Annotated in this window: 14 protein-coding genes; 5 read left to right on the top strand and 9 right to left on the bottom strand. The window is 66.2% G+C overall.

Going from position 1 to position 16,157, the window contains the following annotated elements; genetic code table 11:
- Positions 1-18 precede the first annotated feature (18 nt).
- Positions 19-2,109: a peptidase S9 gene (locus tag TEF_17720; protein ANK82423.1), complete on the bottom strand. Its 2,091-nt coding sequence runs from the start codon at positions 2,107-2,109 to the stop codon at positions 19-21.
- A 93-nt stretch (positions 2,110-2,202) separates the two neighbouring features.
- Between TEF_17720 and TEF_17715 the strand changes: the two genes are divergently transcribed.
- Complete coding sequence (locus TEF_17715) at positions 2,203-2,877, top strand: orotate phosphoribosyltransferase (GenBank protein ANK82422.1); 675 nt, start codon at positions 2,203-2,205, stop codon at positions 2,875-2,877.
- Between the two features lie 59 nt (positions 2,878-2,936).
- On the opposite strand, the gene TEF_17710 is transcribed toward TEF_17715, so the two are convergent.
- Entirely contained in the window at positions 2,937-3,431 is a 495-nt protein-coding gene (locus TEF_17710; GenBank protein ID ANK82421.1) for a hypothetical protein, read from the bottom strand.
- Here TEF_17710 and TEF_17705 point away from each other — a divergent pair.
- The 3 genes from TEF_17705 to TEF_17695 all read left to right on the top strand — a co-directional run bounded on the left by TEF_17705 (position 3,430) and on the right by TEF_17695 (position 5,925).
- Positions 3,430-3,660, top strand: a complete 231-nt coding sequence (locus TEF_17705) for a hypothetical protein (GenBank protein ANK82420.1) — start codon at positions 3,430-3,432, stop codon at positions 3,658-3,660. The genes TEF_17710 and TEF_17705 overlap by 2 nt on opposite strands.
- A 149-nt stretch (positions 3,661-3,809) precedes the next feature.
- Positions 3,810-5,222, top strand: coding sequence for a sigma-54-dependent Fis family transcriptional regulator (locus TEF_17700; GenBank protein ID ANK82419.1), 1,413 nt, complete (start codon positions 3,810-3,812; stop codon positions 5,220-5,222).
- A 46-nt stretch (positions 5,223-5,268) separates the two neighbouring features.
- Positions 5,269-5,925, top strand: coding sequence for a hypothetical protein (locus TEF_17695; GenBank protein ANK82418.1), 657 nt, complete (start codon positions 5,269-5,271; stop codon positions 5,923-5,925).
- A 30-nt stretch (positions 5,926-5,955) separates the two neighbouring features.
- On the opposite strand, the gene TEF_17690 is transcribed toward TEF_17695, so the two are convergent.
- The 7 genes from TEF_17690 to TEF_17660 form a co-directional block, all read right to left on the bottom strand.
- Positions 5,956-7,608: an ABC transporter gene (locus TEF_17690; GenBank protein ANK82417.1), complete on the bottom strand. Its 1,653-nt coding sequence runs from the start codon at positions 7,606-7,608 to the stop codon at positions 5,956-5,958.
- A 5-nt stretch (positions 7,609-7,613) separates the two neighbouring features.
- Positions 7,614-8,675, bottom strand: a complete 1,062-nt coding sequence (locus tag TEF_17685) for an ABC transporter permease (protein ID ANK82416.1) — start codon at positions 8,673-8,675, stop codon at positions 7,614-7,616.
- Between the two features lie 10 nt (positions 8,676-8,685).
- Positions 8,686-9,642 (bottom strand): ABC transporter permease, encoded by a 957-nt coding sequence (locus TEF_17680; protein ID ANK82415.1) that lies wholly within the window; start codon positions 9,640-9,642, stop codon positions 8,686-8,688.
- 182 nt (positions 9,643-9,824) lie between these two features.
- The gene (locus tag TEF_17675) at positions 9,825-11,435 is read right to left on the bottom strand and encodes a peptide ABC transporter substrate-binding protein (GenBank protein ID ANK82414.1); all 1,611 of its coding nucleotides are present in this window, start codon (positions 11,433-11,435) and stop codon (positions 9,825-9,827) included.
- A 569-nt stretch (positions 11,436-12,004) separates the two neighbouring features.
- Complete coding sequence (locus tag TEF_17670; GenBank protein ANK82413.1) at positions 12,005-13,630, bottom strand: cyclohexanone monooxygenase; 1,626 nt, start codon at positions 13,628-13,630, stop codon at positions 12,005-12,007.
- Positions 13,631-13,714: 84 nt separating this feature from the next.
- A complete protein-coding gene (locus tag TEF_17665) occupies positions 13,715-14,389 on the bottom strand; it encodes a nitroreductase (protein ID ANK83579.1) in 675 nt (224 codons plus the stop codon).
- A gap of 44 nt (positions 14,390-14,433) precedes the next feature.
- Positions 14,434-15,237, bottom strand: coding sequence for an enoyl-CoA hydratase (locus TEF_17660; GenBank protein ANK82412.1), 804 nt, complete (start codon positions 15,235-15,237; stop codon positions 14,434-14,436).
- Between the two features lie 105 nt (positions 15,238-15,342).
- Here TEF_17660 and TEF_17655 point away from each other — a divergent pair, with 105 nt between their 5' ends.
- On the top strand, positions 15,343-16,134 hold the full coding sequence (locus tag TEF_17655) for a hydroxyacylglutathione hydrolase (protein ID ANK82411.1): 792 nt from the start codon (positions 15,343-15,345) through the stop codon (positions 16,132-16,134).
- The last annotated feature ends 23 nt before the right edge of the window (positions 16,135-16,157 follow it).

Here is a 16,157-nt window from a genome sequence, read left to right as displayed (position 1 = left end):
GCGGAAATCAACTCCGTCTCATGTCCTGTCGAAGACCTTGAGCAGGAAGACGTGGTTCAGCGCCACTTCCTTCAGCTTGTCGAAGCGGCCGGCCGAGCCGCCATGGCCCGATTCCATGTTGATCTTCAGCAGCAGCAGATTGTCGTCGGTCTTGCTCGCGCGCAGCTTCGCCGCCCATTTCGACGGCTCCCAGTAGGTCACGCGCGGGTCCGTCAGCCCGCCATTGATCAGCATCGCCGGATAGGCCTTCGCCTCGACATTGTCGTAGGGGCTGTAGGACAGCATCAGGTCGTGGACCGCCTTCGTCGTGATCGGGTTGCCCCATTCGGTCCATTCGGGCGGGGTCAGCGGCAGGCTGTCGTCCAGGATCGTCGTCAGACAGTCGACGAACGGCACCTCGGCGACGACGGCCTTCCACAGGTCGGGGCGCATGTTGGCGACCGCGCCGACCAGCATGCCGCCGGCGCTGCCGCCGTGGATGGCGATCTCGCCGGCCCGGGCCCAACCGCGTCCGATCAGGGCTTCGGCGGCGGAAATGAAGTCGCGGAAGGTGTTGGTCTTCTTCTCCAGCTTGCCGTCGAGGTACCAGCGGTAGCCCTTCTCCATGCCGCCGCGGATATGGGCGATGGCGTAGACGAAACCGCGGTCGACCAGGCTGAAGCGGTGCGGGCTGAAGCTCGCCGGGATGGAGATGCCGTAGGAGCCGTAGCCGTAGAGCATCAGCGGTTCGGTCCCGTCCAGCCGCGCGTCGGCGCGATGGAGGACGGTCACCGGGATCTCCTCGCCGTCATGGGCCTTCGCCTGGATGCGCCGGACGACGTAGTCGGCCGGATCGTGGCCGGAGGGGATTTCCTGCTCCTTCAGCAGTTCCCGCTCCCGCACGACCATGTCGTAGTCGAACACCCGTTCCGGCGTCGTGGGCGAGGAGTAGGAGAACCGCAGGCGGCCGCTCTCGTACTCCTGCCCGCCGCCGATGCCGAGCGAATAGGCCTCCTCGTCGAAGGCGATTTCGTGGCTTTCGTTCGTCGCCGTGTCGGTGATGACGATGCGGGGCAGGGCGTCCACGGTCTCCAGGCGCGCCAGCCAGCCCGAAAATGCCGTGACGCCGCGCAGCAGCACGCCTTCGCGCGCCGGCACGAGTTCGCGCCAGTTCTCCTCGCCCGGCGCCGCCAGCGGCGTCTCCATCAGCTTGAAGTCAACGGCGCCGTCGCGGTTGGTGCGGATGATCAGCCGTCCGCCCTGATCGGTGACGTCGTATTCATGGCCCTCGCGCCGCGGCGCGATCACGACGGGATCGGCGTCGGGTCGGTCGGCGGGGAGAATCCGCACCTCGGTGGTCTCGGAAGCGTGGGAGACGATGTAGACCAGTTCCCGGCTGTCGCCCTCGTCGACCCCCAGGTAATAGCCGTTGTCGGTCTCGTGATAGACGAGACGGTCCTTCGACGGACCGTCGCCGATGCGATGGCAGTAGACCCGGTCCGGGCGCAGATCCTCGTTCAGCGCGGTATAGAAGTAATGGGCGTTGTCCTTCGCCCAGACGATGTTGCCGTGTGTGCCTTCCGGGCCTTCGTCGATGACCGCACCCGAATCGACGTCGCGCACCCTGACCCGATAGAGTTCGGAACCCTTCACGTCCTCGGCCCAGGCCAGCAGCCTGTGGTCGAAGGACTGACGTACTGCGCCGAGACGGTAGAAGGCGTGCTCCTTCGACAGCGCGTCGCCATCCAGCAGGATTTCTTCGGGGCCGCCCTCGCGCGGCTGCCGGCAATAGAGCGGATGCTCGCCGGCCTCCTCGAAGCGGACATAGTAGGCGAAGGGCCCGTCCGGCAGCGGCGGGGACGAATCGTCGGCCTTGATGCGGCCCTTCAGTTCCTCGAACAGCTTCCCGCGCAGGTCGGCGACGTCGGCCAGCATCGCTTCGGTGTAGGCGTTTTCGGCTTCCAGATAGTCGCGGATGTCCTGCCGCAGAACCGACGGATCGCGCATCACCTCGCGCCAGTTCTCGTCGCGCAGCCAGTGGTAGGGATCGTCGCGCTCCACCCCGTGGGCGGCCAGCATGTGCGGGCGGCGTTCGGCGACTGGCGGAGAAATCGTCATGGTCTGGCTCATTCCGGGCTTTGAGGGAAGCGGGCGCGGCGACTATAACCGGCCCGTTGGCGTGACAGGAGGGGATATGGGATGAAGCCCGAACGAGACCACCCCATGGCGATCGAAGCGGCGCGTCTGGTCAGCCGGATGCTGATCGAAACGAACTCCGTGCATTTCAATGCGGACAAGCCGTTCATCTTCACCGCGGGCTGGGCCAGTCCCGTCTACATCGACTGTCGCCGGCTGATTTCCTTCCCGCGCGTACGCCGGAAGATCGTCGAACTGGCCGGGGAGAATCTCGGCCGTGAAGTCGGTTTCGAAAGTTTCGACAGTGTCGCCGGCGGCGAGACAGCGGGAATTCCCTACGCCGCCTGGATCGCCGATCACCTGATGCTGCCCATGCAGTATGTCCGCAAGAAGCCGAAGGGCTTCGGCCGGATGGCGCAGATCGAGGGCGAGCTCAACGAAGGCGACCGGGTTCTGCTGGTGGAGGATCTGACCTCCGACGGCGGCTCGAAGGTCAATTTCTGCGACGCCATCCGGAAGGCCGGCGCCAAAGTCGATCACGCCTTTGTCGTCTTCTATTACGCCATCTTCCCCCATGCGGCGGCGAACTTCGAGAAGGCGGGAGTCGAACTCCACCATCTCGCCACCTGGTGGGACGTGCTGGATGCGGCCCGGGCCAGCGGCTATTTCGAGGCCCGGACGCTCGACGAGGTGGAGAAGTTCCTGAACAATCCCATCGGCTGGTCGGCCGCGCATGGGGGGCGTTCGGAGGCGCCCGCCTGAGCGGCGGATCCGCTTTGTCGCAGTGCAATAAATATCATTGTGCACTGCGATAGAAATGCCTATGTCTGAACGACGAAGCGCAGGGCGTGCGACGCCCGCCCGTCGTTCATCAGGACATGGGACATTTCGATGACTGACCAGAACAAATCCGAGCAGGCGGACGTGAAGACCGCCGAGACGGCTTCCAAGGCCGCCGAGACTGCCGCCGATACCGCGAAGGCCGTTGTCACCGATACCGCGAAGACGGCCGAGACGACCGTTGCGAAGACGGCGGCGGCGACGAAGCCGGCTGCGGCGACTGCGCAGAAGGCCGCGCCGAAGAAGACCGCCGCCACCGCGCGGAAGGCTGCGCCGAAGAAGGCCGCCGCCGCGAAGCCGGCCGCGCCGAAGAAGACTGCCCCCGCTGCGAAGCCCTCCGCCGCCAGGAAGCCGACCCCGGCGAAGGCCGCCGCGGCCACGGCGCAAAGCTCCGCCAGGGCCACCGACCACGCGGCAACCGCGGCGCTGTCGCTCTCCAACGAGATCGGGGAGTCGATCGCGGAGTTCGTGCGCATGCGGATCGACGACAACATGGATTTCGTCAACGAGCTCAGCCAGATCGAGTCGCCGGCCGACCTGATCAAGGCGCAGCAGAACTATTTCGAGGATGCGGCCAAAGCCTACAGCCAGCATCTCACGGCGCTGAACGACAAGTATCAGGACATGTTTACCCGCTCCTTCGAGCCGCTCATGAACGGCTTCAAGGATCAGGCCGATCAGTGGCGCCGCTTCTCGGGCGTCTGAGCCATCGGATCGTCTTGCACGGCGAGGGCCGTTGTCTCCCGGGACAGCGGCCCTTCTTTTTTGCATTTTGCGAAGATTGCGTTTGAAACACGGCCCGTGCTCGGCAATAGTCGTCGCCCAATCAACGGCATGGTGGACGGTCCCCGGCGATGACGGAAGGCGGCAATCGACGCGTACTGCTGATCGAGGACAGCCGATCTCTGATCCGCGCCTATGAACACTATCTCGCCGACGAACCCTTCGAACTGACGACGGCGGAAACCGGCGGCGAGGCCGTGCAGGAACTGGAACAGCGCCGGTTCGACGCCGTGCTGCTCGATCTCAGGCTGCCCGACATGGACGGCATGGAGATCCTGAAGCGTCTGCAGCATCGCGGCGACAAGACGCCGGTGGTGGTGATCACCGCCCATGGCTCCATCAACATCGCGGTCGAGGCGATGCGCCTCGGCGCCTATGACTTTCTGGTCAAGCCGTTCAACAAGGAGCGGCTGGTGCTGACCCTGCGCAACGCCACCGATCTGGGGCGGCGGGTGGAGACCGGGGAACTGCAGGAAGCCGCTGACGACGGCAACGAGTTCCATGGCTTCGTCGGCGGCTCGGGCGCCATGCAGCAGGTCTACAAGACACTGAAGATGGCCGCGGCCAGCAAGGCCACCGTCTTCGTGGTGGGCGAATCGGGCACCGGCAAGGAACTGGCCGCCCACGCCGTCCATGCGCTGAGCCCGCGGGCCGCCGGGCCGATGGTCGCCATCAACTGCGCCGCGATTCCGAAGGGGCTGATCGAGAGCGAGATTTTCGGCCATGTGCGCGGGGCCTTCACTGGCGCCGTCCAGGACCGGGAGGGTGCGGCCTCGCGGTCCCACAATGGTACGCTGTTCCTCGACGAGATCTGCGAGATGGACCTGGACCTGCAGAGCAAGCTGCTGCGCTTCGTCCAGACCGGCAGCTTCGAGAAGGTCGGCGACAGCCGCACGCGCCATGTCGACGTGCGTTTCGTCTGCGCCACCAACCAGGACCCCATGGAGGCCGTCCGGGAAGGGCGCTTCCGCGAGGATCTGTTCTATCGCCTGCACGTCATTCCCCTCGGCCTGCCGCCGCTGAGGGAGCGCGGCGACGACATCATGCTGATCGCCGAACGCTTCCTGCAGCAGTTTGCCGAGGAAGAGCGCAAGGAATTCTGCCGCTTCAGCGCCGATGCGGCGGCGGCGATGACGGCCTATCACTGGCCCGGAAATATCCGGGAACTGCAGAACATCGTCCGCTCCATCACCGTGCTCTACGATGGCGACGAAGTGACGGCGGAGATGATGCCGCCGGCGATCAAGGCCGGCCGGCCTGCGTCGGCGCCGGGCGCGGCCCCTGACATCGCGGCGCCGGCGCCGGCTGCGGCCCCGCGCACCGAGGCCGACATCCGGCCGCTGGAGGACGTCGAGCGCGAGGCCATCGAGCAGGCGGTGGAATTCTGCCAGGGCAATATCGCCCGCGCCGCCTCCCTGCTCGGCGTCAGCCCGTCCACGATCTACCGCAAGAAGCAGGTCTGGGAGGCCCGGGAGAAGGGCTGAAAGCTTCAAGCCGCCGCGGATATCACCAGATAAGTGTGCAGTCCGTATGACGCAGGAGAAGACCATGCCCCGCAAACGCGACGACGCCGGCAAGTGCATCCAGGCCGCCATGACCCTGGCGGGCCTGTCCGGCTGGCGAAATGTCAGTCTCTACGACATCGCCGAGGAGGCAGGGCTGGAGGTCGGCGAGGTTGTCGCCGCGGTGGACAGCCGCCATGGCGTCATCCGGGAAATGGCGCGCAGGGCGGATGCGGCGATGCTGGCTGCGGTCGACGAAGACTGGCGCGAGGAGGGCGTGCGCGATCGCCTGTTCGCGCTGCTGATGGCCCGTTTCGACAACCTCAGGCCGCATCGGGAGGGGCTCCGCGCCGTCCTCACGTCCCTGCCCGCGGATCCGCTCGGCGCGCTGACGCTGGCCGCGGAGCCCGGAATGCGCTCGATGAAGCTCGCTCTCGAGGCTGCCGGCGTATCGTCGGGCGGCCCTCTCGGGCGCATGCGCGCGCGCGCTCTGGCGCTGGCCTATGGCGATGCCTTCCGGACGTTTCTCGACGACGACAGCGACGACCTCTCGCGCACCATGTCGGCGCTGGACCGGCGGCTCAAACGGCTTGAAAATCTCGCCGAGCGGTTCAGCCGCAGCCGCTTCGGACGCAGCGGCCGGACGGGCCGACCCGAAAGCGACACGCTTCCCGACGCCGTCTGAAGGCCCTGGGGGACCTACCCGGTTTTCGGTTCATGTCGTTGCGGCCTCGCCGACATTGTCGACGCCGCGCTCCTCCAGCACCGTTGTCAGCCAGTCCGGATCCATCTCCGGCACCGATGAGAGCAGCAGGTCCGTATAGGGATGGTGCGGCGGGGTGAACATCTCCGTCTTCGGTCCCTGCTCCACCACGCGGCCCTGTTTCATGACCACGACCTCGTCGGCGATGGAGCGCACCGTCGCCAGATCGTGGGTGATGAACATGTAGGCCAGGTCCAGCTCCCGCTGCAGGCGGTCCAGCAGCCGCAGGATGCCTTCGGCGACGAGCTGGTCCAGCGCGCTGGTGACCTCGTCGCAGATGATGAACGACGGCTCCGCCGCCAGCGCCCGCGCGATGCCGATGCGCTGCTTCTGGCCGCCCGAGAGCTCCGGCGGATAGCGGTTGTAGAACTTCGACGGCTCCAGTTCGATCAGGTCGAGCAGTTCGTCCACCCGGCTCTTCAGCGCCGTGCCCTTCAGGCCGCTGTAGAACTGCGCCGGGCGGCCGATGATCTCGCTGATGCGCACCTTCGGGTTCAACGCCGTGTCGGCCATCTGGTAGATCATCTGCGCCTGGCGGAGCTGGTCCTTGGTGCGCTGCTTGTAGCTTGGCGGCAGCTCCTCGCCCTTGAACAGGATCTTGCCCTTGGTCGGCGGCAGCAGGCCGGTGATGCAGCGGGCCGTGGTGGACTTGCCCGAGCCGGATTCACCAACGACCGCGACCGTCATGCCGGAATAGACGTCGAAGGAGACATCCTCCAGCACCTTCGTCGTGCCATAGGCGGCGTCGATGTCCTGCACCGAGACCACCGGCACGGCGTCGCCGCCGGGCCGGGACTTCTGCTCGCGCTTGAAGCTGCGCACCGCCCAGAGGCTCTTGGTGTAGTCCTCCTTCGGGTTGTCGAGCATTTCCGCCGTCGGCGCCTGCTCGACCTCGTCGCCCTTCAGCAGCACCTTGATGGTGTCAGCCATCTGCGCGACCACCGCGAGGTCGTGGGTGATGTAGATCGCTGCGGTGTTGAACTGGTCGACGATGTCGCGGATCGCGGCCAGCACCTCGATCTGCGTGGTCACGTCCAGCGCCGTGGTGGGCTCGTCGAAGATGATCAGGTCGGGCCTGCAGGCCATCGCCATGGCCGTCATGGCGCGCTGGAGCTGGCCGCCCGAGACCTGGTGCGGATAGCGGAAGCCGATCTCGCGCGGGTTGGGCAGGCGCAGGCGCTCATAGAGCTCCATGGCGTCTTCCTGGGCCTGCAGCCGCTTGTTGATGCGGTAGTGCACCGGCGCTTCGGTGTGCTGGTCGATCAGCTTGTGAGCCGGGTTGAACGAGGCCGCCGCGGACTGGGCGACATAGGCGATGCGGGAGCCGCGCAACGCCTGTCGCTCCGACTCGGTCGACGTCGTCAGCTCCATGCCGTCGAACTCGACCGAGCCGCCGGAGATGCGGCAGCCATCGCGGGTGAACCCCATGGCCGCGAGGCCGATGGTGGACTTGCCCGCGCCGGATTCCCCGATCAGGCCCATGACCTCGCCGCGATGCAGGGTGAGATCGATGCCGTGGACGATCTCGATCCACTTCTCGTCGGCATAGCCCTCGATGCGAAGGCCCTCGATCTCCAGAAGCACGTCCTTCTTCTTGTCATTCATCGCAACTACTCCTTCAGGCCGGACGAGCGGTACAGCATCCAGTCGACCACGAAATTGACCGCCACGGTCAGCAAGGCGATCGCGGCGGCGGGAATGAGCGGGGTGATCTCGCCGAAGGAGATCAGCGTCGCGTTCTCACGCACCATCGAGCCCCAGTCCGCCGTCGGTGGCTGGATGCCGAGGCCGAGGAAGGAGAGGCCCGCGACCAGCAGGAAGACGAAGCAGAACTCCAGGCCGAACTCGGCGATCAGGGGCGCCGTCGAGTTGGGCAGGATCTCCCGGCGGATCAGGTACCACATGCCCTCGCCGCGCAGCCGCGCCGCCTCGATATAGTCCATCACCACGACGTTGCCGGCCACCGCCCGGGTGAGGCGGAAGACGCGCGGGCTGTAGATGATGGCGACGATGACGATCAGCACCGGCACGCTGGTGCCGAAGATCGACAGCAGCAGCAGGGCGAAGATCAGCGACGGGATCGACATGATGATGTCGGCCACGCGGCCCATGAACTGATCGAACCAGCCGCCCCGCGTCGCCGCCAGCAGGCCGGCAAACGCGCCCATGAAGAACGCCAGCAGAGTGGCGGTCAGCGCCAGGCCGACCGTGTTGCGCGCGCCGTAGACGATGCGGCTGAACATGTCGCGGCCGAGCTGGTCGGCGCCCAGCAGCATCACGTCATCCGCCGGCGCGAACGCCTGGGAGATCACCTCCGATTCGCCGAACGGCGCGATGATCGGGGCGAAGATGCCCAGGATCGCATAGACGAAAATGACGAACAGTCCGAAGGCCGCGGTCAGCGGCGCGGTGCGCAGCATCTTCGCCGTCTCCGGCCCGGCGATGATTATCAGGAACTCGCGGAAGGCGTAGGAGGTGCCCGCCGCAAGGGCCAGCAGGCCGGCCCCGATGGTCACGGTCCACAGCGCCGACTCGCCGCCGACGATGCCCATGACGAACGACGCCAGCGTCAGCGAGAACAGCAGCAGGAAGGCCGAGCGCTGCTTGTAGTACGCAGCCCCGCAGGAAGCTCCGATGAGGAGCGCGTAATAACCGATGACGAAATAGTTCATGGCTCGCCTCTCACTTCGGATGCCGCAGACGCGGATTGGTCAGGATCGCCCCGACGTCGGCCGCGAGATTGAGCAGGATGAAGGTCGCCGCGAAGATGAGGCAGCAGGCCTGCACCACGGGGAAGTCGCGCTTGGTGACCGCGTCGACGAGCAACTGGCCGATGCCTGGATAGACGAACACCACTTCCACCAGCACCACGCCGGTGATCAGGTAGGCGAGGTTCAGCGCCACGACGTTGATGATCGGCGCCCAGGCGTTGGGCAGGGCGTGATGGACGATCACCTTCCACGCCGGCGTGCCCTTCAGCCGCGCCATCTCGATATAGGGCGAGGACAGCAGGCTGATGATGGTCGCGCGGGTCATGCGCATCATGTGCGCCGTCACCACCAGCACCATGGTCAGGGCCGGCAGGAACGTCCTGTTCAGCACCTCCCAGAAGCTCATGTCGTCGCTCAGCTTGGCGATCGCGGGGAAATAGCCCGTTTTCACCGCCAGGTAGAGGATCAGGATGTAGCCCAGGAAGAACTCCGGCGAGGAGATCGAGGTCAGCGTCAGCACGTTGGCCACCCGGTCGAAGACCGAGTTGCGCAGCAGCGCGACGAGGACGCCCAGCATGATCGCGAAGGGCACGGCGATGATCGCCGCATAGGCCGCCAGGAACAGCGTGTTGCCGAAGCGCGGCGCGATGGTTTCGCTGACGCTCGCGCCGGAAACCAGCGAGACGCCGAAGTCGCCGACGACGGCGCCCGAGAGCCAGTCCAGATAGCGCAACGGCGCCGGCTGGTTGAGTCCCAGCGCCTCCCGCATCGCCGCGACGTTCTCCTCGGTCGCGCCCTGTCCCAGCACCGCTTCCGCGATGTCGCCGGGGAGCAGTTCCACGGCGCCGAAAATCAGGATCGAGATGACGAACAACGTCAGTAACCCGAGTCCCAGTCGTTTGAGAACGATCTTGACTACATCGCCCATCTTGCCCCTCCGATCCGGGCGCCGCCTCGGCGGGCCCTGTCCCTCATGCCGCTGCGGTCAGCGCGACCGTGCGGTTGGCAAATGATCAAAAGAATGGCGCGGTCCGGCGCCCCGGCGTTGCCGGCGCGCCGCACCGCGGCGGAGATCCGGCGCCCCCCGACGCCGGATCTCCTTCGCCTCAATCAGGCGAACCACCAGCGGCTGCAGGCGCGCGCGCCGTCGCACTGCCAGCTTGCCGCCAGGTTGCCCGAGTGGCGGACGTTCTTGCGCCGCGCGTAGACGAAGTTGGTGAACATCGGAATGATGGTGCCGCCGTCGTCGCGGGCGAGCTGGCACATTTCCCGGTACATCTCCGCACGTTTCGCCTGGTCGAGTTCGGCCTTGGCCTGGCGGAGCAGCACGTTGAAGCGCTCGTTCTGCCAGTGGCTCTCGTTCCAGGCGGCGTCGTCCTTGTAGGCCAGCGAGAACATCACGTCCGGCGTCGGACGGGCGCCCCACTGCACCATGCAGAACGGCTTCTTCAGCCAGACGTCGGAGTAGTAGCCGTCGTTCGGCTCCCGCACGACATTGATGTCGATGCCCGCCTGCTTCGCCTGCTCGGCGTAGAGCACGCAGAGGTCGACTGCGCCGGAATAGACGCTGTCGGCCACGCGCAGGTCCACCGAGAGGTTCTCCGCGCCCGCCTTCTTCAGCAGCGACTTCGCCTGGTCGGGATCGAAGGTCCGCTGCGGAATGTCGTCGGGGTGGTAGGGCATGTTCGGCGCGACGTGGAAGTCGTTGCCCGGAATGGCCGTGCCGAAGGCGATCTTCTGGATGATCTCCTCGCGGTTCATGGCCAGTTTCAGCGCGTTGCGGACGTTGACGTCGTCGAACGGCGCCTGGTCGCAGAACATGGGCATGGTGATCGCCGCGGCGCTGGGCACGTTGTCGATCTCGATGTCCGGCGAACGCTGCAGCAGCGCCAGCGTCTTGAGCTCGAGCTGGGTGACCGCGTCCACGTCGCCGGTGACCAGGGCGGTCTGGCGCGCGTTCGGGTCGTTCAGCACCAGCATCTCGACATTGTCGAAATAGGCGCCGTCCAGATGCCAGCCCTCGTGGCGTTCCAGCGAGGTGCCGACGCCGAACTCGTGGCTGACGATCTTGTAGGGGCCCGTGCCGAGGCCGGACTGCCAGTCGATGGTGCCGTCCTCGTTCGCCGGGCACATGGCCAGGTGGTAGTCGGTCATCAGCCAGGGCAGGTCGGCATTGCCGGTCGCAAGCTTGACCGTGATCGTGTGGTCATCGTCCTTGACGATGTCGTCCACGTCCTTCAGTAGCGCCTTGGCCGCGGAAGTCGATTTCTCGCCGCGGTGATGGTTCAGCGAGGCGATGGCGTCCTCGGCGGTGAAGGGCCGGCCGTCGTGGAAGGACGCGTTCTTGTTCAGCTTGAACGTCCAGTTCTTGGCGTCGGGCGTCGCTTCCCAGGAAGTGGCGATGTCCGGGCCGAGCTCGTTGGTCGGCGTGATCAGCGTCAGATAACTGCGGTAGGTGTGCGCCAGCTGGATGACCGAGAAGCTGAGATAGGTGCCCGGATCGTGCGTGTCGGAGGTGTTGCCGTCATGGGTGCCGAGACGGAAGGTGCCGCCCTTCTTGGGCTGCGCATGGGCGACCTTGGTGGTCCAGAGGCCCGCTGCGGTCGATGCGGTGACGCCGGCGGCGAGGGCGTAGTGCATGAAATCCCGGCGCGACAGTCGGCCCTGCTTCGCTTCACGAGCCATGCGCTCGATGAGTTCGGATTCGGTTCTCTTGTCCATGATGTCTCCCAGTTAGCTCGGTCGGGCTCTTCGGTGTGTTTCCGCCCGTCTTTGGATCCTGGCCTGATCGACCGGCCCCGCCCTGTCGCTCGAGGGCCGATGCTCAACGCCGGAACGCGCGCGGAACTGAACATCGCGGCGCGCCCTCGGAATGGCCCATGCCAAATCCTTCTCATTGCCGGACCGTTAGTCAAGCGCGAGGATCATAAGACCCTTGCCTGGATTAGATATGTGCATGTCGCTCCGAGAGAAATCGATGTCGTAGGACAGCTTTGCTGACCCAGCAGGCGCCTGATTTGGCGCATGAATATCTTCGGACTCGGCGTTTTGACCTTTGGTTTCTGTTCAAATATTCGAGGTACGTCGCGCCAATACTGATCCGTCTGTTCTGTCGTTTGCCGATCAGGGCGAGAAAACGAACGGCGACGGCCGCCGCGATGTTGGTTTACGATGCGTCAACCATTGCCGCACGCGGGGTCAGCCATTGCCGCCCCTGCGGTCGGACCGATGGCCACTGCTTGCCGCACGCCGATTTTTTTCTGCCTGAAGGAACCGCGAGGGCCCGCGTCTCACGCCGCGGTCGAGAGACGGAAGCCCTCATAGCCGTTGGCGACGACGTCGCGGATCTTCTCGGCATAGGCGGGGAACCCGCCGATATAGGGCATGAAGACCCGGGGCTTGCCGGGCACGTTGGCGCCCACATACCAGGAACTGCAGGTCGAGCGCAGCGACAGGCCGGAAACCTCGTTGACATGGTCCACCCAGGAATCCTCGGCCTCCGGCTCCGGCTCGATGAGGTCGCGGCCGTTCGCGTCCATGTGCCCGATGCAATCGGCGATCCACTCCACATGCTGCTCGATGGAGGGCAGCATGTTGGTCAGCACCGACGGGCTGCCCGGCCCTGTGACCGTGAACAGGTTGGGGAAGCCGTGCATGGACAGGCCGAGATAGTTGCGCGGGCCGCCGTCCCACTTGTCCCGCAGGCGTTCGCTGCCGCGGCCCCGGATGTCGATGTTGAGCAGCGCGCCGGTCATGGCGTCGAAGCCGGTGGCGAAGACGATGGCGTCGAACGCGTAGTCGCGGCCGTCCACTCTCAGCCCGCTCTCGGTCAGCCGTTCGACCGGGGTTTCGGCGATGTCGACCAGGCTGACATTGCCGCGGTTGAAGGTCCGGTAGTAGCCGGTGTCCACACACAGGCGCTTGCAGCCGATGATGTTGTCGGGACAGAGCATCTCCGCGGTCGCCGGATCCTTGACGATCTCGCGGATCTTCTCGCGCACGAACTCCGCGGCGAAGCGGTTCGCTTCCTCGTCCAGCAGCAGGTCGTTGAAACAGCCGAGGAAGGTGAGGCCGCCATAGTCCCAGCGGCTCTGGAACTGACGGCGGCGTTCGGTGTCGTCGGCCTCGAAAGCGGAGACGTCGCGCAGGTCGAAGGCGATGCCGGCCGGCATGGTCTTGGCCTTCTCGCGCAGTTCGCGGTAGTTCGCCTTGATCTGCTCCACCATGTCCCGGTCTATGGGCCCGTTGTGGGCGGGTACGGCGTAGTTCGGCGTGCGCTGGAAGACAGTGAGATGCGCCGCCTGCTCGGCGATGATCGGGATCGACTGGATGGCCGAGGAGCCGGTGCCGACGATGCCGACGCGCTGGCCGGTGAAGTCGACGCCTTCCTTCGGCCATTCGCCGGTGTGGTAGATCGGCCCCCGGTAATCCTCCATGCCCTCGACGCCTGGCTTGTTGGGCTGGGAGAGGCAGCCCGTGGCCATCACCACAAAGCGGGCGGTTAGCGTCTCGCCCGAACCGTTGCCGTCGCCGACGGTGACCCGCCAGAGCGCCGCCTTCTCGTCGAAATGCGCCGCCCGGACCGGGCAGGACAGGCGGATGCCGGACCTGAGATCGTAGCGGTCGGCGATGTGGTTGGCGTAGTCGAGGATTTCGGGCTGCGGGGCGTAGCGCTCCGTCCACTCCCATTCCTGCTCCAGGTCCGGATCGAACTGCATGGAGTACTGCATGCTTTCCACATCGCAGCGCGCGCCGGGATAGCGGTTCCAGTACCAGGTGCCGCCGACGCCGTTGCCGCGCTCGAACACGCGGCCCTTCAGGCCCAGCTTGCGGGTCCGGTAGAGCATGTACATGCCGGCGAAACCGGCGCCCACGATCAGGACGTCCAGGTCCGCCTCGCGCTTCGGATGGCTCATGGCTTCAACGCTCCCCTTCGTTGAAAGACGCATTCAACCATGGCCGCGCCGGCCCGTGAACCCGCCCCACAGGCATGGCGGCCGTCAGTCGAAGCCGTGGTAGCGGACGAAGTTCTCGTTCGGCTCCCGGTCGGAGCGGACATGGTTGGCGGCGAAGCCGTCGTCGGGCCAGCCCATGGCGATGGCCGTCATGATCACCTCCTCGTCCGGCACGCCGATGACGTCGCGGACGATGTCGGAGCGCATGATGCCCTGGCCGTTGGTGACGCAGCCGAGGCCCTTCGACCAGGCGGCCAGGACGATGCCGTAGGCGATGGCGCCCATGTCGAAATGCACCACGGCGCCCGGGTCGAGATCGCGGTCGTAGGTCAGGATCAGGGAGACCGGCGCGTCGAACTGGCGGAAGCCGCGCAGCACCCAGTCCTGCCGCCCGTCCTTGTCGTCGCGTTCGATGCCCATGGCGGCGAACAGGCGCTTGGCGATGTCGACCTGACGGAAGCGGTGGATGCCCTCATAGGCGCCGTGGGTGTTGATGTCCCGCTTCACCTCGGCGCCGGCCGACATGGCTTCCATGTTGCGCCGGCGGACCTCGTCCAGCGCCGCGCCCGTGAGCACGTGAACATGCCAGGGCTGGGTGTTCATGGACGAGGGCGCGAACTTGGCGAGGGTGATGATTTCCTCGATCAGCTCGCGCGGGACTGGATCCTTGCGATAGCCCCGCACGCTGCGGCGCGTGGCGACGAGCGTTTCGAAGTCCATACCCTCGGCCGGATCGGGGAGTTTGGAAATCTGCGTCTGCTGGTTCATGCCACATCCTCGAAACGGGGGTCGCGTCCGGCCAGGCCGGCCTTCACCGCCTCGACCTGGTTGGCGCTGCTGATCAGCTTCTCCTGCTCGGCGGACTCGGCCAGCAGGATCGCCGCAGCGTCGCCGTCGGCGGCGAGATTGAGCAGCCGCTTGGCGGCGCGCACGGCGTCCGGGCTCTTCGATGCGATCTCTCGCGCCATGGCCAGCGCCGCCGCGCGCGGGTCGGCTTCAACCCGGGTTGCGAGGCCGAGATCGACAGCGTCCTGCCCCGTGACCTGCCGGCCCGTGTAGGTCAGTTCCCGGGCGACGTCGTCGCGGATCAGGCCGCGCATCAGCGCCAGCCCCGCCATGTCGGGCACCAGGCCCCACTTGATCTCCATCACCGACATGCGCGCGTCCGGCGCGATCAGACGGACGTCGGCGCCCAGCGCGATCTGGCAGCCGCCGCCGAAGGCGACGCCGTGCACGGCCGCGATGACCGGGACAGGCAGTTCCCGCCAGGCCCAGGCGACATTCTGGGCGTGGTTGGCCAGACCGTGTGTGCGGTCGGTCAGCCGGTTGACCAGTTCGCGGTCGCCGTCGCCCATCTGCTGGAAGCTGCCGAAGTCGAGTCCGGCGCAGAAGGCCCGGCCCTCGCCGGAGAGCGTCACGGCGCGCAGGCCCTTCGTATCGGCGAGGCGGGCCGCCGCGTCGTTCAGGGCCTGGAACATATCGCGGTCCAGGGCGTTCATCTTCTCGGGCCGGGCGAGCCTGACGTCGGCGACGCCGTCCGAGATTTCGATGCTGATCCTGTCGCCCATGGCCGCCTGCTCCCCCGCGCCGTTGAAAGATTTGCACTGACTGTGCCCCCGCGCCATGTTGGACTGCAAGCAAAGCGAACCGACACGGTCAGGAGGCCCATCGCGATGATCGTCGAGCAGATCTGGACCGGCAACGCCTATCGGAACTTCAACTACCTGATCGCCTGCCCCGAGACCGGCGAGGCGATGGCCATCGATCCGCTGGACCATGAGAAATGCCTGGCCCGCGCGAAGGAGAAGGGCTGGGACATCACCCAGGTGCTGAACACCCATGAACATCCTGATCACACCGGCGGCAACCGCCAGGTGATCGAGGCGACGGGCGCGAAGCTGCTGGCCCACGCCAACGCCAAGGACAAGATCCGTGGCATGGACCGCGGCCTGAAGGCCGGCGACGTGATCAAGGTCGGCCGCACCGTCGACATCGAAGCCCTCGATACGCCCGGCCACACCATGTGCCATGTCTGCCTGCTGACGAAGACGGATCAGCCGGCGCTGATCAGCGGCGACACCCTTTTCAACGCCGGGGCCGGCAATTGCCACAATGGCGGCCACCCCGATGAGCTCTACGACACCTTCGTCAACCAGCTCGACCGGCTGCCCGAGGACACGCTGATCTATCCGGGGCACGACTACATTACCAACAATCTGCAGTTCACCCTGGACCGTGAGCCCGACAACGCCAGGGCGAAGTCGCTGCTGGGCGAGGTCGAGGGCCAGGATCCGGCCGAGGCGATGCTGACCACGCTGGCGCTGGAGAAGGAGGTCAACACCTTCTTCCGTCTGCGCAGCCGGAGCGTGATCGACGCCCTGCGCGAGAAATTCCCGGATCTGCCGAAGGAGCCGAGCCCGCGCGAGGTGTTCCTGAAGCTGCGCGAGTTGCGCAACAGCTGGTAGCGGCCGCCTCGCCGCCACCGGTA

Source organism: Rhizobiales bacterium NRL2 (genome assembly GCA_001664005.1).
GTDB lineage: Bacteria > Pseudomonadota > Alphaproteobacteria > Minwuiales > Minwuiaceae > Minwuia.
Note: the sequence above shows the minus strand (reverse complement) of the source record. Positions and strands in the feature narration are given on the sequence as shown.